The sequence below is a fragment of the Thiomonas sp. genome, assembly GCF_054608695.1.
The window spans coordinates 12979-37095 of record NZ_JBTRXV010000017.1 but is presented as its reverse complement, the minus strand read 5'-3'; the positions used below and the strand labels follow the sequence as shown (position 1 = coordinate 37095).

16 protein-coding genes and 1 other RNA gene are annotated in these 24117 nt (G+C 67.8%); 11 read left to right on the top strand and 6 right to left on the bottom strand.

What is annotated here, in order from left to right; genetic code table 11:
* Positions 1-138: 138 nt before the first annotated feature.
* Positions 139-499, bottom strand: a transfer-messenger RNA (tmRNA) gene (gene ssrA / locus ACYCUK_RS08580).
* 220 nt (positions 500-719) lie between these two features.
* Between ssrA and ACYCUK_RS08575 the strand changes: the two genes are divergently transcribed.
* The 3 genes from ACYCUK_RS08575 (at position 720) to ACYCUK_RS08565 (ending at position 4687) form a co-directional block, all read left to right on the top strand.
* On the top strand, positions 720-1469 hold the full coding sequence (locus tag ACYCUK_RS08575) for a GGDEF domain-containing protein (protein ID WP_461594373.1): 750 nt from the start codon (positions 720-722) through the stop codon (positions 1467-1469).
* Between the two features lie 110 nt (positions 1470-1579).
* Positions 1580-3373, top strand: coding sequence for an N-acetylglutaminylglutamine amidotransferase (locus tag ACYCUK_RS08570; protein ID WP_461594372.1), 1794 nt, complete (start codon positions 1580-1582; stop codon positions 3371-3373).
* A gap of 6 nt (positions 3374-3379) precedes the next feature.
* Positions 3380-4687, top strand: coding sequence for a hypothetical protein (locus ACYCUK_RS08565; RefSeq protein WP_461594371.1), 1308 nt, complete (start codon positions 3380-3382; stop codon positions 4685-4687).
* On the opposite strand, the gene ACYCUK_RS08560 is transcribed toward ACYCUK_RS08565, so the two are convergent.
* A complete protein-coding gene (locus ACYCUK_RS08560) occupies positions 4666-5991 on the bottom strand; it encodes a UDP-glucose dehydrogenase family protein (RefSeq protein WP_461594370.1) in 1326 nt (441 codons plus the stop codon). The genes ACYCUK_RS08565 and ACYCUK_RS08560 overlap by 22 nt on opposite strands.
* A gap of 545 nt (positions 5992-6536) precedes the next feature.
* Between ACYCUK_RS08560 and ACYCUK_RS08555 the strand changes: the two genes are divergently transcribed.
* Genes ACYCUK_RS08555 through ACYCUK_RS08525 form a run of 7 tightly spaced genes read left to right on the top strand, consistent with a single transcriptional unit; the run spans position 6537 to position 17256 of the window.
* On the top strand, positions 6537-8222 hold the full coding sequence (locus tag ACYCUK_RS08555) for a PHA/PHB synthase family protein (protein ID WP_461594390.1): 1686 nt from the start codon (positions 6537-6539) through the stop codon (positions 8220-8222).
* A 34-nt stretch (positions 8223-8256) separates the two neighbouring features.
* Entirely contained in the window at positions 8257-9702 is a 1446-nt protein-coding gene (locus tag ACYCUK_RS08550) for a bifunctional enoyl-CoA hydratase/phosphate acetyltransferase (protein WP_461594369.1), read from the top strand.
* Complete coding sequence (locus ACYCUK_RS08545) at positions 9699-10898, top strand: acetate/propionate family kinase (RefSeq protein WP_461594368.1); 1200 nt, start codon at positions 9699-9701, stop codon at positions 10896-10898. Before ACYCUK_RS08550 ends, ACYCUK_RS08545 begins: the two co-directional genes overlap by 4 nt.
* A gap of 4 nt (positions 10899-10902) precedes the next feature.
* Positions 10903-12282: an MgtC/SapB family protein gene (locus ACYCUK_RS08540; RefSeq protein WP_461594367.1), complete on the top strand. Its 1380-nt coding sequence runs from the start codon at positions 10903-10905 to the stop codon at positions 12280-12282.
* Between the two features lie 23 nt (positions 12283-12305).
* A complete protein-coding gene (locus ACYCUK_RS08535) occupies positions 12306-13715 on the top strand; it encodes a dihydrolipoyl dehydrogenase (RefSeq protein ID WP_461594366.1) in 1410 nt (469 codons plus the stop codon).
* 27 nt (positions 13716-13742) lie between these two features.
* Positions 13743-16115, top strand: coding sequence for a plasma-membrane proton-efflux P-type ATPase (locus ACYCUK_RS08530; protein WP_461594365.1), 2373 nt, complete (start codon positions 13743-13745; stop codon positions 16113-16115).
* 13 nt (positions 16116-16128) lie between these two features.
* Entirely contained in the window at positions 16129-17256 is a 1128-nt protein-coding gene (locus tag ACYCUK_RS08525) for an alpha/beta fold hydrolase (RefSeq protein ID WP_461594364.1), read from the top strand.
* A 61-nt stretch (positions 17257-17317) separates the two neighbouring features.
* Here the strand turns inward: ACYCUK_RS08525 and ACYCUK_RS08520 are convergent, their stop codons facing one another.
* The 4 genes from ACYCUK_RS08520 to ACYCUK_RS08505 all read right to left on the bottom strand — a co-directional run bounded on the left by ACYCUK_RS08520 (position 17318) and on the right by ACYCUK_RS08505 (position 22514).
* The gene (locus ACYCUK_RS08520) at positions 17318-18427 is read right to left on the bottom strand and encodes an ABC transporter permease (RefSeq protein ID WP_461594363.1); all 1110 of its coding nucleotides are present in this window, start codon (positions 18425-18427) and stop codon (positions 17318-17320) included.
* A gap of 2 nt (positions 18428-18429) precedes the next feature.
* The gene (locus tag ACYCUK_RS08515; protein WP_461594362.1) at positions 18430-19545 is read right to left on the bottom strand and encodes an ABC transporter permease; all 1116 of its coding nucleotides are present in this window, start codon (positions 19543-19545) and stop codon (positions 18430-18432) included.
* A gap of 169 nt (positions 19546-19714) precedes the next feature.
* Positions 19715-21496 carry an ATP-binding cassette domain-containing protein gene (locus ACYCUK_RS08510; protein WP_461594361.1) on the bottom strand — a complete coding sequence of 594 codons (1782 nt, stop codon included), beginning with the start codon at positions 21494-21496 and terminating at the stop codon, positions 19715-19717.
* Positions 21480-22514, bottom strand: coding sequence for an efflux RND transporter periplasmic adaptor subunit (locus ACYCUK_RS08505; RefSeq protein WP_461594360.1), 1035 nt, complete (start codon positions 22512-22514; stop codon positions 21480-21482). Before ACYCUK_RS08505 ends, ACYCUK_RS08510 begins: the two co-directional genes overlap by 17 nt.
* A gap of 169 nt (positions 22515-22683) precedes the next feature.
* On the opposite strand from ACYCUK_RS08505, the gene ACYCUK_RS08500 reads away from it, so the two are divergent.
* Positions 22684-24090, top strand: a complete 1407-nt coding sequence (locus ACYCUK_RS08500) for a TolC family outer membrane protein (RefSeq protein WP_461594359.1) — start codon at positions 22684-22686, stop codon at positions 24088-24090.
* Positions 24091-24117 lie beyond the last annotated feature (27 nt).

Genomic DNA, 24117 nt, shown 5'->3' with positions numbered 1-24117 from the left:
GGACATAGTCAAAAAATCAACACACCATCAACAAATGATCGGCATCTCAAACGTCCGCACCAAAGTGACACTGGAGCAAGAACTCGCCCACAGAAAAACAAAAAAACCCTTGAAAAACAATTGCTTAGAATGCTAAATTGGTGGAGCCGGGGGGAATTGAACCCCCGTCCGCAAACTCTCTGCTGCAAGCTCTACATGCTTAGTGCCATCATTTGGTTTTAACCGCCAAGACGCAGATGGACATGCTTCCTGGCTAGCGATCCGCTGGATTTAACGAGACTGCGCGCGGCGCACAGACTAGCGATCTGATGTGAATGACCTTGCAGGTGTTGCCACCCCGGCCCATCAGCGTGCCGTTGCAAGGCTCGCGGCAATTAAGCTGCGAGTGCGAAACTATCGTCGTTCGCGTTTAACTTTGTTTCCAGTGGATTTACGAGCTTACTGGTGCTCGGCATGCACTCCACAGCGTCAACATTCACGTCGAAACCAGGTCGGCCCCGAAGTGGATATGTTAACGCGGTCGTCACCATGGCGCAGGCAGGCCAGGCCATGGCCCTGACGGCGGGGCGGTTCGTCCTCGGCATTTCATTGCGGATGCCTGGTTTGACTCTGGGTGCGGCTTGCTGTGCAGCACTCGGTTGAATACGCCAGCAGCGGCCTGCCGCTTCAAAACCCTATGATTCCCGCATGCCTGCCTTCACCACCTGCCTGCCGCCATCATGCTGAGAGCCTGCCTGCGGCGTTACGGGCTGTGGCCGACCGTGGCCCTGTTGACCCTGCTGGCCATCGCCGTGTCGGCGGGCATCGCCAGCAGCATGACTTACGGCGTGCTGGATGGCACGATGACGCGGTCGGCCTGGATCATCACCCTGCTGACGCCGGCGCTGATTGCGCCGGTGATGTCGGGCATCACCCTGCGCCTGCTGCAACAGCTCGACCGCGCCCACACCGAACTGCACGAGGTGATTCACCGCGACCATCTGACCGAGCTGCATAACCGGCGCTATTTCATGCAGATGTTGCACGAGGAAGTGGAACGAACGCGGCGGGAGGACACGGCTTTTGCCCTGGCCATCGTGGATGTCGACGATTTCAAGTCCATCAACGACCGCTTCGGCCATCTGGGTGGCGACGAAGTGCTGCGCCAGATTGCCCAGACCTGCCGCGCCGCGGTGCGCGAATCCGACGTGGTGGCGCGCATCGGCGGTGAGGAATTCGCCTGCCTGTTTCGCGCCAGCAAGCTGGACGCCGCGGAGCAACTCGCCCAGCACCTGCTGCAGCGCATTCGCGACCTGAAGCTGCAATTCCAGGGCGTTCCGCTGGCCATTTCGGTGAGCATCGGCCTGACTGGGGTGCATGGCCCGCAGGCAGACCTGGGCAGCGCGCTGCGCCTGGCCGACAACGCCTTGTATGCGGCCAAGAGCGCCGGCAAGAACCGCCTCGAAATCCACACCGCGCAGGCAGCCTGAGCCCGGGGGCACCGGCCTGCAACAGGCGTGCAGGCCGGTGCCAGGGCAACTCAGGCCGCGCCGGGTTCCATGACAATGGCAGCTTCACGATGAACTGAGAGTTGCCACAGATGTGTGGAATTTGCGGAGAACTGCGTTTCGACGACCTTGCTGCCGATCTTGACGCCGTGGCGCGCATGTCGGCGGCGCTGGCACCGCGCGGGCCAGACCATGCCGGCCGCTGGGGCGCGGGGCCGCTGGCCTTTGGCCATCGGCGGCTGTCCATCATCGATCTCAGCGCGGCGAGTGATCAACCCATGCGCGACGCCGACACCGGCTGCGTGGTGGTGTTCAACGGCGTGCTCTACAACTACCGTGAACTGCGCGCCGAACTGCTGGCCGCCGGCCAGCGTTTTGCCTCACAAGGCGACACCGAAGTCATTCTGAAGGCCTACGCCGCCTGGGGCGCGGACTGCGTGCGGCGCTTCGAAGGCATGTTCGCTTTCGCCCTGTGGGACCCACGCGACGCCAGCCTGCTGCTCGCCCGCGACCGCTTCGGCATGAAGCCGCTGTACCTGGCGGAAGACGGGCGCCGCCTGCGCTTCGCCTCCAGCCTGCCGGCGCTGCTGGCCGGTGGTGGCGTCAACACGGCGATCGACCCCATCGCACTGCACCACCTGTTCACCCTGCACGCCGTGGTGCCCGCGCCGCGCACCATTTTGCAAGGCGTGCGCAAGCTCGAACCAGCCCACACCCTGCGCCTGCGGCGCGATGGCAGCCGCCGACTGCAACCCTACTGGAGCCTGCAGGCCCAACGTCCAAGCCCGATGCCGAGCGAGGCCGAGTGGCTGCAGCGCACCCGCGCGGCACTGCGCAGCGCGGTAGACAGTCATGTGCACGCCGCCGATGTCCCGGTGGGCGTGCTGCTCTCGGGCGGGCTCGATTCCAGCCTGCTGGTGGGCCTGCTGGCCGACCATGTGCATGACCTGCGCACCTACTCCATCGGCTTCGAGAGCCTGGGCGACGACACCGAAAAGGCCGACGAGTTCGAATATTCCGATCTCGTCGCCCAAGCCTTCGGCACCCGCCACCACAGGCTCAGCATCCCCAACAGCGCGGTGCTGCAGCGCCTGCCGCAGACCATCGCGCGCATGACCGAGCCGATGTTCAGCCACGATGTTGTGGCCTTCGACCTGCTGGCCGAATGGGTGGGGCGCGACGTGAAGGCCGTGCTCGCCGGCCAGGGGGCGGACGAAGTGTTCGGTGGCTATTTCTGGTATCCGAACATGCAGGCCGAAACCGGCCTGCCCTTGCAGCGCTTTGCCCGCCATTACTTCGACCGCAGCCATGCCGAGTGGCTGCAAATGATCGCGCCAGAATTCCATGTGCCGGATGCGACGTCCGCGTTGGTGGAGCAGGCGCTGGCCCGGCCCGGCGCCGACACCTTCCTCGACCAGGTGCTGCGTTTCGATGTCACCACCCTCATCGTCGACGACCCGGTCAAGCGCGTGGACAACCTGCCCATGGCCCACGCGCTGGAACTGCGCGTGCCTTTTCTCGACCGCGCGCTGGTGGAGCTTGCGGCCAGCATGTCGCCCGAATTCAAGCTGCGCGAGGGCGGCAAATTCCCGCTCAAGGCGGTGTCGCGCGGCCTCATTCCCGACGCGGTGATCGACCGCCCGAAAGGCTATTTCCCGGTGCCCGCGCTCAAGCATGTGCGCGGGCCGTTCCTGCAGCGCATGCGCGAGCTGCTCGACTCGGCCGCCTGCCGCAACCGTGGCCTGTACCAGCGCAGCTTCGTCGACAAACTGCTCGCCGCGCCCGAGGCGCCGGAGCACTTCACCCGCATCAACGGCAGCAAGCTGTGGCACCTGGCCTTGCTGGAATGGTGGCTGCAAGTCCATGTGGACGGCGCCCCGGCCTGAACCCGCATGCCCCACCCCATGATCGACCACCTCAATCGCGACTGTTTCTGCATCAGCCTGGACCGCCGGCTGCTGTCCCACGCGCTCGAATCCGCGCTGGGCCAGCCCGGGCTTTACCAACTGGTGCAGCAGCGCAACCCGCATCTGTTCTCGGCCCAGCCGGTGTTCGTCACCGGCCGGCATGCGCAGCGCATGCGCGCCGTGGTGCAGGCGGTGGAAGCCGTTGCCGCCCTGCCCGCCTACCAGCGCGCCATGCTGGCCGCAGCGCCCGCCGCCGCGCAGCACGACCCCGGCAACCCGGGCGTGTTTCTCGGCTTCGACTTTCATCTGGAAGCCGACACCCTGCACCTCATCGAGATCAACACCAACCCCGGCGGCGCCCTGCTCTCCGCGGCGCTGGCACGGGCGCAACGCGCCTGCTGCGAGGAGATGCAAGGCATGGTGCCCAGCGCCGAGTCGGTCGACGCGTTCGAGGCCGACATCGTCGCCATGTTCCTGCGGGAGTGGAGCCGGGCCGGACGCGCAGGCAAGCCGGAGCGCGTCGCCATCGTCGACACCGCGCCCAACGAGCAATATCTCTACGCCGAATTCCTGCTGTTCGCGCGGCTGTTCGAGCGCGCCGGCATCGAGGCCGTGATCACCGACCCCGGTGAACTCCGCACCGAGGCGGGACGCTTGTGGCATGGGGCGAAACGCATCGATCTGGTCTACAACCGCCTGACCGATTTTGCCCTCGACGCCACCGCCCACATCGTGCTGCGCCAGGCTTGGGAATGCGACGCTGCCGTCATCACCCCCCACCCCCGCGCCCATGCCTTGTTCGCCGACAAGCGCAACCTGACGCTGTTGTGCGATGCGCCCCGGCTGCGCGAACTGGGTGCGAGCGCCGAGACTGCCGCCTTGCTCGCCGCGCATGTGCCGCAGACCGAAATCGTCACCGCGGACAATGCCGCACGCCTGTGGGCCGAGCGTCGCGGCCTGTTCTTCAAGCCCTGGGCCGGCTTTGGCAGCCGCGCCGCCTACCGCGGCGCCAAGCTCACCAAAAACGTGTGGGCCGAGATCGCGCAAGGCGATTACGTCGCCCAGGCGCTTTCACCCCCCGGCGAGCGCCGCATCGGCGATGCCACGTCTCCACAACCTCTCAAGTTCGACCTCCGCGCCTACGCCGACGCCGGCCAGGTGCAGTGGTTCTCCGCCCGCCTTTACCAAGGCCAGACCACCAACTTCCGCACACCTGGAGGCGGCTTCGCCCCGGTGTACACCGAGCCGACCGCAACGATCGCTGCGGCGTTTCAACCCCGGCCGATGCCGTAGTAGGACAGCCCTGCGGCGCGCACGGTTTGCGGATCCCAGAGGTTGCGGCCATCGAACACCACCTTGGCGCGCAACTGCGATGCAAGCTGATTGAAGTCAGGCGAGCGAAAGGCGTGCCATTCAGTGACCACGGCCAGGGCGTCGGCACCCTGCAGCGCCGACTTGGCGTTCTTCGCCAGGGTCAGCCCGGCGCGCTCACCCCAATGCCTGGCGGCGGATTCCATCGCCACCGGGTCGAAGGCCTGGACCTTGGCGCCGGCTGCCAGCAGCGCTTCGATCAGGTCGATGCTGGGGGCGTCGCGCATATCGTCGGTGTTGGGCTTGAACGCCAGGCCCCAGATGGCGAAGGTCTTGCCCTTCAAGCCGTCGGCGGCGAAATGGGCCGAAATTTTCTCGAACAGGCGCTGCTTCTGGCGCTGGTTGACGGCGTCCACCGCCTCGGCCAGTTCGGCGTGCAGGCCGGCCTCGTGGGCCATGAACGCCAGGGCCTTCACGTCCTTGGGGAAACACGAACCGCCATAGCCCGCGCCGGCATACAGGAAGTGGCTGCCGATGCGATGGTCCACGCCCATGCCCAAGCGCACCTGCTCGATGTCGGCGCCGACGGCTTCGGCCAGGCGCGCCAGCTCGTTCATGAAGGAAATGCGCGTGGCCAGCATGGCATTGGCGGCGTATTTGGTGAGTTCGGAACTGGCCGGGTTCATCACCATGATTTTTTCGTGGTTGCGGTTGAACGGACGGTACAACTCGCGCATGACGGCAACGGCGCGCTCGTCGCTGCTGCCCAGCACGATGCGGTCGCCACGGGTGAAGTCCTCGATGGCCGAGCCCTCTTTCAGGAACTCGGGGTTGCTCACCACGCTGACCCAATGCCGCACGCCGCGCTTGGCCAGCTCGACGTCGATGGCGCCGTGCACCATGGCCACGGTCCCCACCGGCGCGGTGGATTTCTGCACCACCACCAGCGGGCCATTCACGGTGCGGCCAATCTCGGCGGCGGCACCGCGCACCTGGCTCATGTCGGCCTGGCCGCTGGGCAGCGGCGGCGTGCCCACGGCGATGAAGCAGACCTGCGCATCCTCCAGCCCCTGTTCCAGGCTGGACACGAAGTGCATGCGCCCGGCCTCGGCGTTGCGTGCCACCAGCTCGCTCAGGCCCGGTTCGTAGAACGGCACCTGGGCCTTGGCCAGCGCGGCGATGCGGCTCGGGTCACGCTCGACGCAGGTGACGGTATTGCCCACTTCGGCAAAGCAGGCGGCAGTGACCAAGCCCACATAGCCGGCGCCGATGACGGTGACTCGCATGAAGACATCCTCTCCAGGTGACGAAGCGCGGCTTCCGAGTTCCTTGGACCCCATCGGGGGCAGTGCAGCCGGGGGCTCGGTAGGTCGCAATAGCGCGTTATTGTGCAATGGTGACGTGACGTGCGCCGCACCACGCGTTCGATGCCAAGTCACACCCCGGAGCGTCCGCCAGCGCAGGCGCCGCGATGGCTTGATGCACATCAAGCGGTCTGCGGCGGCGCAGCATTACAAACGATGCAGAACTGCTTCAGGAGATGGGCATGAAGTCAAACACGCAACCCCGTCCGGCCCGACGTGGCGAACCGCGCAGGGTGATCGTGAGCGCGACGTCAAGGCGCAAGCCCGTCGAGCCCCAGCCGGCGCCGGGCCGGGTTGAAACCGGCCGCATGCACCCGATGCAACCGGCCCAACCGGCGCAGCCCGCATCGGCACCCGAGCGGCCATCGCCCTTGCCGATCCAGCCGATTCCAGCCGTGTCCCCTCTGGCGCCACCACCACGGCCTGACGCAGGACTGGCGGATCTCATCGACCACGCCGCCCATGCCATGCAGGCACGGCGCACCCTGGGGCTTTCACCCGCGGCCTTGGGCCTGGCTGCGGCCGACTGGTGGGGCCACCTCGCTGCCTCCCCGGGCAAGCGCCTGGCGCTGGCCAACCATGCTCTGCGCCAGACCGCCGCCTATGCCAACTATGCCGTGCGTGCCATGGGCCATCGCCCGGGTGAATGCGACACGCCGAACTGCATCGGCGCAAGCCCGAACGACCGCCGCTTTGCCGACCCGGCCTGGCAGCGCTACCCCTTCAACCTGCTGCAGCAAGCCTTCCTGCTGCAGGAAGACTGGTGGCGCGAAGCCACCACCGGGGTGCATGGCGTTTCGGCGCATCACGAACAGGTGGTGGCCTTCGCCGCACGGCAATGGCTGGACATGCTCGCGCCCAGCAACTCGCCGCTCACCAACCCCGAGGTCATCGACGCCACGCTCCAGCACGGCGGCATGAATCTGCTGGAGGGCGCCAAGGCGTGGATGGACGACGCGCAGCGCGCCGTCACGGGTCAGCCCCCCGCGGGCACGGAACACTTCATTCCTGGCAGGGAGGTGGCCGCCACGCCTGGCAAGGTGGTGCTGCGCAACCGGCTGATCGAACTGATCCAGTACAGCCCGAGCACGCCGCAGGTGCGCGCCGAGCCGGTGTTGATCGTGCCGGCGTGGATCATGAAGTACTACATCCTGGATCTGTCGCCGCAGAATTCCCTCGTGAAATACCTGGTCGACCAAGGCCACACCGTGTTCATGATCTCATGGAAAAACCCCACCAGTGATGACCGCGACCTCGGCATGGACGATTACCTCAAGCTCGGCCCGCTGGCGGCACTCGATGCCGTGCAGCGCATCGTGCCGGGCCACAAGGTGCACGCCGCCGGTTACTGCCTCGGCGGCACGCTGCTGGCCATCGCTGCGGCGGCCCTGGCGGCGAAAAAAGACACGCGCCTGGCCACGGTGACGATGCTGGCGTCGCAGACCGACTTCACCGAGCCCGGCGAGCTGTCGTTGTTCATCGACGAAAGCCAGGTGAGTTTCCTCGAAGACATGATGTGGGCGCAGGGGTATCTGGACACCACGCAGATGGCCGGCGCTTTCCAGATGCTGCGCTCTTACGACTTGATCTGGTCGCGCATCACCCGCGACTACCTGCTCGGCGAACGCCGCCCGCCCAACGACCTGATGGCCTGGAATGCCGATGCCACGCGCATGCCGTTTCGCATGCACAGCGAATATCTGCGCGGCCTGTATCTGCGCAACGATCTGGCCGAAGGCCGCTGGAAGGTGGACGGCCAGGCCGTCACCGTGGAGAACGTGCCGCAGCCGTGGTTCGTCATCAGCACCGAAGCCGACCACGTCGCGCCATGGCGCTCGGTCTACAAGATTCACCTGCTGGCCGACAGTGAAATCACCTTCGTGCTCACCAGCGGCGGCCACAACGCCGGCATCGTCAGCGAGCCGGGGCACCCGCACCGGCACTTCCGCTGGGCCACGCAGGCGCGCGACGCAGCCTTCCTCGCCCCGGAACAGTGGCTGGAACAGGCCGCGCTGGAACCGGGCTCGTGGTGGCCGCGCTGGCACGATTGGCTGGTGGCGCACGGCAGCGGCATGGCGCCACCGCCGCGCCTGGGCGCGCCCGAACTGCCGCCGCTGATGGACGCACCCGGGAGTTATGTGCTAAAGCGCTGAATCCGGCTGAACTGCAAGCGACCACGAGAGCTACATGACCGAACTGATCGAAAACCGCCCGTTGGCTGAACTCAAGATCGGCGACAGCGCAAGCCTCACGCGCAACTTCACCGAGGACGACGTGCAGACCTTCGCATTGATGTCGGGTGACGTGAACCCCTCGCATGTGGACGCCACCTTCGCCGCCAGCGATCCCTTCCACAAGATTGTGGCGCACGGCATGTGGAGTGCGGCGCTCATCTCCAACGTGCTGGGCACGCAGCTGCCTGGACCTGGCACGGTCTACCTCGGCCAGAACCTCCAATTCCTCAAGCCTGTTTTCCTGGACGACACGGTGCGCGTCACCGTGACCGTGGCCGCCATCGACACGGCCACCGGCCACGCCCCGCGCGCCACCCTGCATTGCCGCGTGGTCAACCAGCGCAACGAAACCGTGGTGCAAGGCGACGCCCAGGTGCTGGTGCCGACTGAAAAGATCAGCCGCCCGCGGGTCCATTTGCCACGGCTGGAATTGCGCGACCCCGGCGTGAAGCTGCGCGCGCTGGTCGCGCAGGCCCAGGCTGCCGCCAGCGGCCGCGCACCGCTGGCGATGGCGGTTGTGCATGCGGTCGACGCCGTGTCGCTGGGCGGCGCGGTGGATGCGGCGCAGGCCGGGCTCATCGCCCCGGTGTTCGTCGGCCCCGAGGCGAAGATCCGCGCCGCCGCCGCCGCCGCCGGCATCGACCTCGGCCCCTACCCCATCGTGGCCACCGAGCACAGCCACGCGGCGGCGGCGAAAGCCGTGGCGATGGCACGCGCCGGCGAGGTGCAAGCGCTGATGAAAGGCTCGCTGCACACCGACGAGCTGATGCACGCCGTGGTCGACGCCGAGAATGGCCTGCGCACGGCGCGGCGCATCAGCCATGTGTTCGTGATCGACGCCGTGGGCCAGCCGCGCCTGCAGCTGCTGACCGATGCGGCGGTGAACGTGACGCCCGACCTGGAGGCCAAGCGCGACATCGTGCAAAACGCCATCGATCTGGCGCATGCCCTGGGCATCGCGCAACCCAAGGTCGCCATTCTCTCGGCGGTGGAAACCGTGAACCCGAAGATCCCCTCCACCATCGACGCCGCGGCACTTTGCAAAATGGCCGATCGCGGCCAGATCCAAGGCGGCCTGCTCGACGGCCCGCTGGCCTTCGACAACGCCGTGTCCAAGCGCGCGGCGCAGACCAAGGGCATCGTCTCGGAAGTGGCCGGCGACGCCGACATCCTGGTCGCGCCCGACCTGGAAGCCGGCAATATGCTGGCCAAACAACTCGAATACCTGGCCGAGGCCAAGGTCGCCGGCATCGTGCTGGGCACGCGCGTGCCGGTGGTGCTCACCAGCCGTTCCGACCTGCCCGATGCACGCATGGCGTCTTGCGCGCTGGCGGTGTTGCTGGCGGCAGCCACAAGACCGCCAGCGTCCACATCGCAAGACCCGATGACCAGCGCATGACGTCCACCATCCTCTGCTTCAACGCGGGCTCATCCAGCCTGAAGTTCGCGTTGTTCGATGCCGAGGCCGCGCGCCACCCATCGGGCCTGCCCGTGGCCATGCTGCGCGGCGAGATCGACGCGCCGCAGGGCAAGCCCATGCTCAGTTATGCCCGTGCCGGCCAGACCACCCAAAGCCTGGCGCCAGGAGCCGTGCGCGGCGACATCGGCGCCGAAACCGCGTGGCTCATCGCCTGGCTCGCGCGCACTTGCGACGCACCCCGGCCCATCGCCGTGGCGCACCGCATCGTCCACGGCGGCCTGCATTACACCAAAGCCGTGCGCATCACGCCCGAGGTGTTCAGCGACTTGCAGGCGCTCACCAGCCTCGCCCCGCTGCACCAGGGCCCAGGACTTGCCGGGGTGCAGGCGGCGCAGGCCGCCTTGCCCGAAGCCGTGCAACTGGCCTGTTTCGACACGGCCTTCCATGCAGGCCATACGGATGCCGAGCGGCGCTACGCGATTCCGCGCAGCTGGCACGATCGCGGCTACCAGCGCTACGGCTTTCACGGGCTGTCGTTCGAGGCCATCAGCCGCCGCCTGCCGGCCGTGTTGGGCGAGCGCGCGCAAGCTGCGGTGCTGGTGGCGCATCTGGGCAGCGGCGCCAGCCTGTGCGGCATGCACGGCCTGCAAAGCGTCACCACCACCATGGGGTTCACCGCGCTCGACGGCTTGGTGATGGGCACGCGTTGCGGCGCGCTCGACCCCGGCCTGGTGCTGCAATGGTTCCAGCACGACCAGCTGAGTGCCGACGACGTGGAAACCCTGCTGTACCAGCACAGCGGCCTGCTCGGCGTCTCCGGGATCAGCGCCGACACGCGCGACCTGCTCGCCAGCAAGGACCCGCGCGCGAAGCAGGCGGTGGATCTGTTCGTCGCCAGCATCGTGCGGCAAGTCGGGGCTGTCGCGGCCACGCTCGGCGGGCTGGATGCGCTGGTGTTCACCGGCGGCATCGGCACGCACCAAGCCGCCATTCGTGCCGCCGTGGTGCAGCGCCTGGCCTGGCTGGGGCTGGGCATCGACGCCGCAGCCAACAGCTCGGGGCATCTCAACATCGCCTCCAGCTCCAGCCGCATTCCCATCCTGACGCTGCCCACCGACGAAGAGGCGGTGATGGCGGCGCAGGCCGCTGCCCTGGTCGCGCCCGCCAGCGCTTGAAGCCATGACCGACGCCCTGCCCCCGCTGCTGCTGCAGTTCGCCGCAACCGTGCTGCTGAGCTTCGTGCTGGGGCTGGAGCTGCACAGTTACCGCAGGTCGCAGGATGAAGGCATCGGCTTCGGCACCACGCGCACGCTGACCCTGATTGGCGCCATCGGCTTCGTGCTGTGGCTGCTCGACGGCGTTCAGGCCAACGTCGGGGCGCCGCAAGTTTTTCTGCCCCCTGCGAATGGTGGGATGGCTGCAGCCGTCGCCTCGGATCTGCTGGGCACGCGCGGGCTTTATCTGGCGGGGCTGGCGGTGCTCGCCGTCTGGCTGGCGGTGGATTTGTGGCCGCGCGTGGCGCGAAGCACGCGTGCGGCGAGTCAGCCTGCCGACAACGGCGGCGCGTTGCTGCCGTCGCTCATCGCCCTGGTGGCTTACGCCCTGGGGCCGCTGGTGCTCACCCAGCCCGATTGGTTCGTGGCGGCGGTGATGGTCGTGACCATTCTGATGCTGGGCGAAAAGCCGCTCATCCGCCGCCTGTCCGACGCCTTCCCCAGCGCCGAGGGCGTGACCCTGGCGAAGTTCCTCATCATCGCCGGCCTGGTGCTGCCGCTGATGCCGGCCTCGCCGCTGCCAGGCCTGCCCACATTGAGTTACCAGAAGGTGTGGCTGGCGGTGGTGGCCATCTCGGGCCTGTCCTATCTCGGTTATGTCGCCCACCGCTACATCTGGCCCAAGGCCGGCACGCTGGTCACCGGCATCATCGGCGGGCTCTACTCCAGCACCGCGGTCACGATCGTGCTGGGCCGCGAGTCACGCACGGATGCGGGCATCGCCGCGCAGGCCCCGGCGGCCATCGTCGTCGCCATCATGATGATGTACGTGCGCCTGCTGGTGCTGATCACCCTGCTCGGCCACCTCGATGCGGCACGCGCCCTGCTGCTGCCCTTCGGCACCATCGTGCTCGGTTCGGGCGTGGTCGCGTTCGTGCTGTGGCGGATCGGGAGTCGAACCGCTGCGCAAAGCGCCAGCGCCGTGCAGTTGGGTCCGCACAACCCGCTGGCCTTGCCCATCGCGCTGCTGTTCGCGGCCCTGTTCATCGCCTTCGCCGCCATCACGCAGTTCATCACCACGCACTACGGCGCCGGAGCGCTCAAGCTGCTCAGCCTGCTGGTCGGTTTCACCGACATCAATCCCTTCATCCTCTCGCTGGTGGCCACGCATGGCGTCGTCAGCCCATCGTTGATGGTCAGCGCCATCCTCGTCGCGTCCGTCACCAACAACCTGGTCAACGCCGGCTATGCGCTGGTGCTCGCGCGGCAGCGCGCCATGGTGCCGGTGGCCGGCTGGTTCGCGCTGTGCCTGGTGGCGGCGCTATTCTGGACCGGATGGCTGTAGAACTTGTGGAGGTTTCCGTGAGCATGACAGTTCCTGCACAGGTCGATTGCCTGATCCTCGGCGCCGGCGGCGCCGGCTACCCCGCGGCGTTTTTTCTCGCCCAGGCCGGCAAGTCGGCGCTGATGGTCGATCCCATCGGCAATCTCGGCGGCGACTGTCTGGCCGAGGGCTGCGTGCCGTCCAAGGCGGTACGCGAGGCGGCGCTGGTGCGCGGCCTCGCGGACAAGTTCGCCCACTTCGGCCTGCGCGGCGCCGCGCCCGCCGTGGACTGGCGCGCGGTGATGGCCCGCAAGGACCGCGTGCAGCAGACGCGCTACGCCCAGCATGGCGAGGAAATCGCCCAGGGCGGCGCGCTGTTCGTGCACGGGCGCGGCGCGATCACCGCGCCGGATCGTGCCCGCATCGACGCCGCCAACGGCAGCACGCGCGAAGTCGGCTTTCGCCATCTCATCCTCGCCACCGGCTCGCGCCCGGCGCGCCTGCCCATCCCCGGCGCCGAGTTGGCCATCACCTCGCACGAGCTGTTCCGGCTCGGTGCCGACCTGGCGCAGCCCGAGCATCTGGTCATCATCGGCGGCGGCTACATCGGCGTGGAAACCGCCTCGATGCTGCAGGCGCTGGGCACCAGGGCCACCATGCTGGAATACACCGCGCAACTGCTGCCCGGCTTCGACGCCGAACTGGCCACTTTCCTGCACGCCAGCCTCGCGCAGCGCGTGCGCATCGAACTGTCCGCGCAGGTGTTGGGCATTGAGCGCAACGGCGCAGATTTCACTGTGCGCTACCGTCAGAACGGGCAGGAACAGTCGGTGCAAGGCGACGCCGTGCTGATGGCCACAGGACGCGTGCCGGTGCTGCCCGAGGGCTTCGAGCATCTGGGCCTGCAAGTCGAACACGGCCATGTCGTGGTGGATGCAACCCTGCGCACGACCAACCCGCAGGTGTGGGCGCCGGGTGATGTCAACGGCCGCAGCATGCTGTTTCACTCGGCCGTGCGGCAAAGCCTGGTGGCCGCGCACTGCATCGCCGCCGGCGGCCAGGCGGTGGATCGCATGCGCTTCGACGCGGTGCCGATGACCGTGTTCACCGAGCCAGAACTGGCGCATGCGGGCCTGACCGCCGCGCAGGCCGAAGCCGCGTTCGGCGCGGGTGCCGTGGCGGTGACGCACTACGATTATGCGACGGACTCACGTGCACAGATCTACGGCGAGACGCTGGGCTTCATCAAGCTGGTGTTCGACCTCCGCAACGGCCTGCTGCTGGGCGCGCAGATCGCCGGCATGGACGCCGCGCAACTGATCGCGCCGCTGGCGCTGGCGCTGGAGCAGGGTCTGGGTGCGGCAGCGCTGGCCGACACTGCGTTTCCGCATCCCATGCTCAGCGAGGGCATCAACAAGGCCGCGCGCGCTTTCTTTTCATCCTTGAGCGCATGAGCCGGAATGGCTCGAAAGGCAAGCACGATGCAAACTCCCGATTCCCCCAAACCTGCCACTCCCACGCCGCCGCCCACCGATCGCAAGCTGGGGCTGAGCGCGGCCGAAGCGCAGCGCCGGCTCGCGCAATTCGGCGCCAACGCCATCGCCGACAAGACGGTACCGGCGTGGCGGCAGCTCGCGGCCAAGTTCTGGGCGCCGGTGCCGTGGATGCTGGAAGTGGTGATTCTGCTGCAGCTCCTGCTCGACCGCCGGCTGGAAGCGCTGGTGATCGCCGTGCTGCTGGTGTTCAACGCGGTGGTGGCCTTCGTGCAGGAGCAGCGCGCCAAGGATGCACTGGCGCTGCTGCGCAAGCAGTTGCATGTGAATGCGCGGGTGCTGCGCGACGGGCAGTGGCGCCAGATCCCGGCCGAGCAAGTGGTGCCGGGTGACATCGTGCATGTGCGCGCGGGTGACCTCGTGCCGGCCGATTTGGCGTTGTTCGACGGCGCGGTGGCGCTGGATCAGGCGGCGCTCACCGGCGAGTCGCTGCCGGTCGACGCCGGCCCGGGCAAGCCGGCCTATACCGGCGCCATCGTGCGCCAGGGCGAGGCCAGCGGCGAGGTGACCGCCACTGGCGCACACACCTTTTTCGGCCGCACCGCCGAGCTGGTGCGCACGTCCACCGCGCCCAGCCATATGCAGCGCACCATCTTCGCCATCGTCAAGCGGCTGGTGATCTTCGACGCCGTGCTGGTCGTCTTGGTGGTGGCCTACGCCCTGCTGCACCACCTGCCGCTGCTGGACACCGCCGTGTTCGCGCTGATGCTGCTGGTGGCCTCGGTGCCGGTCGCGCTGCCGGCCACCTACACCTTGGCCACCGCGGTCAGCAGCCTGCAGCTCGCGCACCGGGGCGTGCTGGTCACGCGCCTGCCGGCGGTGGAAGAAGCCGCGGCGATGGACACCCTGGTGTCGGACAAGACCGGCACGCTGACGCAGAACACGCTGACCCTGGCCGGCACGACCGCGCTCGCATCGGGCAGCGACGGAAACGCCGTGCTGCGCGCAGCCGCCCTGGCCAGCGACGACGCCACGCAAGACCCGCTCGATCTCGCCATCCTCGGCCCGGCGCGCGCACAAGGCTTGCTGAAAGACGCCCCCGCGCGGCAGGACTTTCATCCCTTCGATCCGGCCACGCGCCGCAGCGAAGGCGTGTACACCGTGGACGGACACGCATGGCGCGCGGTCAAGGGCGCGGCCACCGTCATCGGCCCGCTGTGCAAGTTGACTGCCGACCAGCAAGCCGCGCTGGATGCCGCCGAACACAAGCTGGCAGAGAGCGGCGCGCGCGTGCTGGCGGTGGCGGCCGGCTCCGCCGACGCCCTGCAACTGCTGGGCGTGGTGGGTCTGTCCGACCCGCCGCGGCCTGATGCCGCCGCGCTGATCGCTCAGCTCACGCAACTCGGCGTGCGGGTGTGCATGGCCACCGGCGACGCGCAGGAAACCGCGCGTGCCATCGGCGCCAGGCTGGGCCTGGGCACGCGCGTGTGCGTGGCGCAGGGCGCGGGTGCGCAAAACCCCGAAGACTGCGACCTCTACGCGCGCGTGCTGCCCGAGGACAAGCACCACATCGTCGCCGCGCTGCAAAAAGCCGGCCACGTCACCGGCATGACCGGCGACGGCGTCAACGACGCGCCGGCGCTGCGCCAGGCCGAACTGGGCATCGCCGTCGCCAGCGCCACCGACGTCGCCAAGGCCGCCGCCGGCGTGGTGCTGACCGATCCCGGCCTGGGCGGCGTGTTGACCGTGGTGCGCAGCGGGCGCGAGGTGCACCGGCGCATGCTCACCTACACCCTCAACAAGACCCTCAAGACCTTCGAGATCACCGTGTTCCTGACGCTGGGCCTGTGGCTCACTGGGGGTTTCGTGATCTCGCCGATGCTGATCGTGCTGATGCTGTTCGCCAACGACTTCGTCACCATGAGCATCGCCACCGACCGCGTGCGCCCGACGCCGACCCCGCAGCACTGGGACGTGCGCAGACTGGTTGCCGCCGCTGCCGGCTTCGCTTCGCTTTCGCTGGTGTTTTCGCTCTCGTTTTACTTCATCGCCCGCAACGCATGGGGGCTGGACGGCCACCAAAGCCAGACCTTGGCCTTCCTCATCCTGGTCTTCACCAATCAGGCCGGCATCTATGCCTTGCGGACCAACACCCCGCTGTGGAGCCTCGCCCCATCGCGCTGGATGGCCATGGCCAGCATCGGTGATTTGGCAATCGTCAGCCTGCTCGCCGGCTTGGGCGTGCTGATGGCGCGGTTGCCATGGAGCTTGATCGTCCTGCTGTTGGCGTCCAGCGTGGCTTTTTCTTTCGTGCTGGACGCAGCCAAACGTCCGCTGTTCAAACACTTCGCCATCGCCTGAAAGGACGATCCGCATGTCCACACCCAGCCCCACGGCACCTGTGCCCAACATCAATTCGCCGTTTTTCTGGCCCATGCAACTCGCCGCCAGCCTGGCCGAGCAAGGCATGGAGCTGGCCGCGCGCAACGTGAAGTTTCTCGACGAGGAAGTGCGGCTGCATGGCGGCATCAAGCCCCAGCTCGCCACCGCACACACGCAGCGGCTGAAGCTGCGCACGCTGGATCTGTGCGACTACTCCGCACCCGGCGCGAAAGGCATTCCCACCCTGGTCAATGCGCCCTATGCCGGGCACACCTCGATGATCGCCGACTACCACGAGGGCCAGAGCCTGATGCAGACGCTCAAGGCCAGCGGCGTCCGGGACCTGTTTCTCACCGACTGGCATTCCGCCACGCTGGACATGAAAGACCTCGAAGTCGATCAGTACCTCGGCGAACTTCTGGCCTGCGTCGACGACCTCGGCGGCCGCGTCAACCTGGTCGGCCTGTGCCAGGGCGGCTGGATGGGGGCGATGCTGGCGGCGCGCTATCCCGACAAGGTCGCCAGCCTGGTGCTGGCCGGCTCACCCATCGACACCCATGCCGGCAAAGGCCCGCTGGTGAAGATGGTGAAAGAAAGCCCGATGGGCTTTTACGCCGATCTGGTGGCCAGCGGCGGCGGGCTGATGCTGGGCAAAACCATGCTCGCCGGCTGGAAGAACATGCACCCCGAACAGCACTATGTGCAGGAGCACATCGACCTGTACGAGCATATCGACGACCCGGTGTGGCTGTCGAAAACCGAGGCTTTCGAGCGCTGGTACGAAAACCCGCTGGACCTGCCGGGCCGCTGGTACCTGCAAGTCATCGACCAACTGTTCAAACGCAACCTGCTGGCCAAAGGCGACTACGTGGCGCTCGGGCGCAAGCTCGATCTCAAAACCATCACCTGCCCGCTGTATCTGCTGGCCGGCGAGAGCGACGACATCACCGGCCATGAGCAGGTGTTCGCCGCCGAGCATCTGATGGGCACGTCCGAGGCGCATATCCACAAGCGCATGGTGCCGGGCGGGCACGTGGGCCTGTTCATGGGCGCGCGCACGCTGAAGGAAGCCTGGCCCGAGATCGCCGCCTGGATCGTCCAACAGGAGCCGCCGGGCTAGCGGTGACGCCCACAACATTCACCGATTGCGCTGCGCCGCATCCGATCGACGGCTCTGTGTCTCAACTGCTGCGGTGCCGGAACAGCCAGGCCGCAGCCGTCATGCTGGCCAGGCCGATGAGCGCCAGCGGCCAGTACTGCGATGCCAGGGCACTCACCCCGCTTCCCTCCAGAAACACCCCGCGCACGATGACGAGGAGATAGCGCAGCGGATTGATGGTGGTGAGCATCTGCACCGCCTCGGGCATGTTGGCAATCGGCGTGGCGAAGCCGGACAGGATGATGGACGGCACCATGAACAGGAACACGCCGAGCAGGCCCTGCTGCTGGGTCACGGCAAGCGAGGAAATCATCAGCCCGATGCCGATCGCCGCCAACAGAAAAAAGAACATGCCCAGGGCCAGCGCCAGCACGCTGCCGACGAAGGGCACATGGAACCAGGCCACCGCCATCAGCGCGATGAACGCCCCCTCCAGCCCGCCGATGATGAAACCCGGAATGGCCTTGCCCAGCAGGATTTCGGCCGGGCGCATGGGCGTGACCAGCAACTGGTCGAAGGTGCCCATCTCGCGTTCCCGCGCCACCGAAAGCCCGGTGACCAGCAGCGTCACCACCAGGGTGAGCAGGGCGACGAGGCCCGGCACGATGAACCAGCGCGACAGCAGGTTGGGGTTGAACCAGGGGCGAATGTCGAGTCGGGCCGGCGGCGCCTGCCAGCCATGGGTTGCGGCCCAATGCTGGTTGAAGGCCAGCAGCACGCCGTTTGCGTCATTGAGCGCAAGCGAGGCCGTGTTGGAGTCGCGCCCGTCGATCAGGATCTGCACCTTGGCCGGACGATGGGCGAGCAGATCACGCGTGAAATGCGGCCCGATGCGCAGCACCAGCAGCGCCGCCTTGTCGTCGATCAGCGGCGCGATCCGCGCCTCGTCGCGCACCGTGGCCACCTGCTCGAAGGTGGACGAGCCGGTGAAGCGCGCCAGCAGTTCGCGCGAGGCAAAGCCCGCGTCCTGGTTGTACACCGCATAGGGGATGTGGTTGAGGTCGAAACTCGCGGCATAGCTGAACACCAGGAGCTGGATCACCGGCGGGCCGATCAGCACGAAGCGGCTGGCCTTGTCGCGCAGCAGGGCGAGAAACTCCTTGATGACAAGCGCGACGATGCGGGCCCACATGGTCAATCCAGCCTCTTGCGTGACTTGCGCCAGGCGATGCCGAGGAACAGCAGCGCCATCACCGCCAGGGCCGCGCTGTTGCTCAGCACCACCGGCCACACGTTGCCGGCGAGAAACACGGTCTGCAAGATGGCCACGTAGTACCGCGCCGCGACGACGTGGGTGATGCCCTGGATCACGGCGGGCATGGAGTCGATGTCGAACATGAAGCCGGAGAGGATGAAGGCGGGCAGGAAGGTGACGATCACCGCGACCTGCGCCGCGACGAACTGGCTTTTCGCCAGGGTCGATATCAGCAGCCCCATGCCCAGCGCCACCAGCAGGAACAGCGCGGAGCACAGCACCAGCAGCCACAGGCTGCCGCGCAGGGGCACGCCGAACTGCCAGACCGCCATCGCCACCGACAGCAGCATGCCGCCCATGCCCATGATGAAGTAAGGCATGAGCTTGCCGAGCAGGATCTCGCCCATGGTCACGGGGCTTGCCATCAGCGCCTCCATGGTGCCGCGTTCCCACTCGCGCGCCACCACCAGCGCGGTGAGCAAGGCGCCGATCAGGGTCATGATCACCGCGATCAGTCCGGGGACCAGAAAGTCGCGACTGCGCACCGCCGGGTTGAACCAGATGCGCTCCTCGGCCACCACCGGAATGGCGGGCGACTGGCCCGCCTGCTCAGCCTGCAACTGCAGCCAGTTCTGCCACACGCCCTGCAGATAGCCTTCGAGGATGCGCGCGCTGTTCGCATCCACCCCGTCCACCCACACCGCGATGGGCGCGGTCTGGCCGGAAAGCAGCTTGCGCGCGAAGTTCCCGCGCAGCCAGACGATGCCCGAGACCTGCCGCCGCATCAGCGCATGGCGCGCGGCCGTGATGTCGGGATAGCGGCGCGGGGCGAAATAGTCCGACCGCTCGAGCCCGCCGACGAAGGCGCTGGTCTGCGCCGAGGGCTGGTCGACCACCACCGCCAGCGGCACGTGGTGCGCGTCCAGCGACACGCCGTAGCCGAACAGCAGCAGCAACACCACCGGCATGACGAAAGCGATGGCGATGGCCGAGGGGTCGCGCAGGATTTGCAGGAACTCCTTGCGCACCAGTCCACGCAGGCGCATGCGCTTCATCTCTTCCCCATCATGAGGAAACGCACGGCCGTCCGAAGTGTCCTCATCCCCCTCGGGGGGCGGCTGCTGCAAAGCAGCGGCCTGGGGGTGCTCTCAAGGAAACGCCGGGCCGCTCCCAAGTTTCCTTGATCCCCACGGGGGACGGGGCGGCGCGCCGCCCTTGGGGCGCTCATGCCGCCCTCCGGACCTGCGCCTCGTGCGCCTGAATCAGGCCGATGAAGGCATCTTCCATGCTGGGGGCGGGCATCGCCTCGGTTTTGACCTTGCCGCGAATCTCCTGCGGCGTGCCGAAGGCCAGGATCTCGCCCAGCGACATCAGCACCAGATGGTCGCAGTACTCGGCCTCCTCCATGAAGTGGGTGGTGATCATCACCGTCACGCCCGCTTCGGCCAGCAGGTTGATGCGCTGCCAGAACTCGCGCCGCGCCAAGGGGTCCACGCCCGAGGTGGGCTCGTCCAGGAACAGGATGGACGGCTGGTGCAGCAGCGCGCAGGCCAGCGCCAGGCGCTGCTTGTAGCCCAGCGGCAAGTCGGCGGCGCTGGCCTCGGCGTAGGCGCCGAGTTCGAACTCGCGCCGCGCCCAGTCCAGCCGTTGCTGACGCCGCGCGCCGCGCAGGCCGTAGGCTGAAGCGAAAAAGCTCAGGTTCTGCGCCACGCTCAGGTTGCCGTAGAGCGCGAACTTCTGCGACACATAGCCGATGCGCCCACGCGCCGCAGCCGAGGCGCGGCGCAAATCGACCCCGGCCACGCGCAGGCTGCCCGAGCTTGCCGGCAACAGACCGCAGAGCATGCGAAACGTGGTGCTCTTGCCGGCGCCGTTGGCACCGAGCAGGCCGAACACCTCCCCACGCCGCACCGAAAAGCCGATGCCCTTGACGGCCTCGAAGCTGCCGAAAAAGCGGCGCAATTCCCGCACCTCGATCACCGGCGCTTCATCCACGGCCGACTGTTGGCACCCTCCCCGTTCACCGGCAGGGCTGGGGCGGGAGGCCTGGAGTGCGGCATCCGGCACAAGCTCGGGCTCCGCCTTGCGCAACAGGCTGACGAAGGCATCCTCGAAGCGCGGGGGCACCGGCTGCCAGTCTTCGCCGCCCTGCGCCAAGGGCGCCCGCCCCTCCACCACCACGCGCACGCCTTCGGCCTGCACCAGCGCGTCCAGCACGCCGGCGCGTGCCTGCAGCGCGGCTTGCAATGGCCGCCTGCGCAGCCCGGCGTGGCGCACCATGTAGCAGCGCCCGGCCAGCGGCGCCTCGAAGGCCGCCGGGGGCTGCTGCGCCAGCAGCTCGCCTTCATGCAGCAGCAGGATGTCGTCGCACAGCTCGGCCTCGTCCAGGTAGGCCGTGCTGACCAGCACCGTCACATCTTGCGCGCGCAGGTTCTTGATGATGCTCCACAGCTCGCGCCGCGAGATGGGGTCGACCCCCACCGTCGGCTCGTCGAGCAGGAGCAGGCGCGGCGCGCGCAGCAAGGCGCAGGCCAGCCCCAGCTTTTGCTTCATGCCGCCCGAGAGCGCGCCGGCGCGGCGCTGGCCGAACGGTCCGAGCGCGGTCAGGCGCAGCAGCTCGACGAAACGCGCGTTGCGCTGCGCCGCGTCCAGGCCTTGCAGATCGGCATAAAGGTCGAGGTTCTCCTGCACCGTGAGATCCTCGTACAGGCCGAAGCGTTGCGGCATGTAGCCGAGGTCCTGCTGGATCGTCGCAGCCTCCTGCCGCGTGTCGCGGCCCAGCACCCGCACATGGCCAGCGTCCGGCAGCAGCAGCCCGGCGGCCAGGCGCATCAAGGTGGTCTTGCCCGCGCCGTCCGGGCCGAGCAGGCCGGTGACGCCCCCGGCGGCGATCCGCGCGCTCAGGCCCTTCAGCGCTTGGACCTGCCGCCTGCCCTGCCGGAAGTGCTTGTGCACGGCCTCCAGCACGAGGGCGGGCGGCTCGACCGCATCATCCTGCGCAGGCATGTCGCGGGACTTGTTGCGGAGCGTTGTCGCGCAGGGGAACCTCCACCGTCACCGGCATGCCCAGACGCAGCCTGCCCTGCGGATTGCAGGCATACACCCGCACGCGATAGACCAGCTCGGCGCGCAGCTCAGTGGTCTGCACGGACTTGGGCGTGAACTCGGCGGTAGGCGAGATGAAGCCGACCCAGCCGTCGAACGCCTGCCCCGGGAAACTGTCGCTGAAAATGCGTGCGCGCATGCCAGGGGCCAGCCTGCCCAGCTCACGCTCGGGCACGTAGGCGCGCGCCCACACCGGGTTGTTCAGCGCGATGGTCATCACCGGGGTTTGCGATGCGGCCATGTCGCCTTCCTCCAGGATGCGGTTTTCCACCACGCCGGCCTCGGGCGCGCGCAGTTCGGTGTCGGCCAGCTCGCGCCGCGCCAGGGCCAGCGCGGCCTGGTCGGCCTGCACCTGGGCCTGCGCGGCCGCGATGTCCTCCTTGCGCGGGCCTTGCAGCGCCAGGCTCAAGGCCTGCTGCGCGCGTTGCGCATCGGCCTTGGCGGTCTTGAGCGCCTGGGCGGCGTTGTCCAGCGTTTGCCTGGGGAGGAAGTCGGCATCGACCAGGGTTTGCTGCCGTTTGTAGGTGCCCTCCGCGTTCTGCAGGGCGGCCTGCGCGGCATCGACCCCGGCGCGCGCTCCGGCGATCTCCTGCGGCCGGCTGCCCGCGCGCAGTTTGGCCAGGATGTTTTGCTGGGCCAGCAGCACCGCCTGGGCACGGTTCACCGCGTCCTGGAAACGCGCTGGGTCGAGCTGGGCGACAGGCTGATTCTTGTGCACCGTGTCGCCTTCCTGCACCCGCAATCTGGCGATGCGGCCGGCATCGTTGAACGCCAGCTGGACCTGCCTGATGTCGATGTTGCCGTAGAGCGTCAGGGTCTGGGTTTGCGCCTTGGGGCGGTGCAGCGCCCAATAGGCCGCGGCCCCCGCAGCGATGAGGACGATGACGAGAACCAGCACGGGGAGGCGCTTGTTTTTCATGGCTGTCAGGCAAAACTTTCGGGAAGTGCGCTGGTCAATCATTGTCGCGTCAGGGTTGCCCTCCCCCTTGATCCAGCGCAAACAAGCCCGGCGGGCCGCGGCTAGCATGGAAACCGGTCAGGCCGCGCCCGAACCTGCGCCATTCGCCGATATGCGCAACCATCCTTCCATGCATCCGCAACACCTCGGACCGCCCGGCCCGAGGGCTTCGGCCGGGCGGCGCCGGCAGGCCGGGAAAGCGTTGGCCTTGACGCTGGCGCTGGGCGTGGGCCTGGCCGGCGCGGCCCGTGCCGAAACCTTGATTCAGGTCTTCGCCCAGGCGCAGCAATACAGCCCGGCACTGCGCAGTGCGCAAGCCAACTACCAGGCCGCGCTGTCCCGCGTGCCGCTGGCCAGGTCGCGTCTGCTGCCGCAAATCGCCGCAGGAGCCAGCCTGAGCGGCAACGCGCAGAACAACAGCGAGAACCCATTGCTGCAACGCTTCGGCTTTCCCACCAGTTGGGACTATGTCGCCCGCGACATCAACCTCACCGCAACCCAGGCGCTGTATCGCCCGGCCGACGGCATCGGCGTGAGCCAGGCTGACATCGGCGCGCGCATCGCCTACACCCAGTTGGCGCAGGAAAACCAGCACCTGATGGTGCGGGTTGCGGCAGCCTACTTCGACGTGCTGGCGGCGCAGGACAGCCTGCGTTCCCTGCAGGAGCAAGACAAGGCGATCGCCCGGCAGCTGGAATCGGCCAAGCGCAATTTCGCCGCCGGCAACGGCACCATCGTCGACGTGCGCGACGCGCAGGCGCGCGACGACCTGACCGGGGCCCGGGTCATCGCCGCGCAAAACCAGGTCGCGCTGGCGTACTCGGCCCTGCAGCAGCTCACCGGCCGCATGCCCGGCCGGCCCGCCGGGCTCATGTCCGACATCCGCTTGCCGGCCCCGGCTGGCGACGCGCAAAGCTGGGCGCAAGCGGCGGAAAACCGCAACCTGGCGGTCGAGCAGGCCAGGCTCGCGGTGGACAACGCGCGGCTGGAGGCGAAAAAGGCCGCAACCGGCAGGCTGCCCACGGTGGACGCCTATGCCCGGCTGGACCATGCCAGCACCAGTGGCGGCAGCAATCTGTTTCCCTTCGGCAACCGGGCGGACGTCGCATCGATCGGGGTGCAGATCCAGGTGCCCATCTTCACCGGTCATGGCGTGCAAAGCCATGTGCAGGAAACGGCGCACCTGCTCGACAAATCCCAGGCCGATCTCGACACGGCCAGGCTTGCCGCGGCGCAGAGCGCGCGAGCGGCTTATCTGGGCCTGGAATCGGGCCGCGCCCAGGTCAAGGCGCTGCAGGCGGCTGTCCAGTCGAGCCAAAGCTCGCTGCAGGCCAACGAGACGGGCTACAAGGTGGGCGTTCGCGTGAACATCGACGTGCTCAACGCCTTGTCGCAGCTGTTCGAGGTCAAGCGCCAGGCCGACAAGGCCCGCTACGACGTGTTGGTCAGCGACCTCAAGCTCAAGTTCGCCGCCGGTGAACTCAGCCAGCAGGACCTGGACGCCGTCAACGCCCTGCTGCAGCCGGATGTTCCCTGAACCCTGGACCGCCGCGCGCGAGCGGCG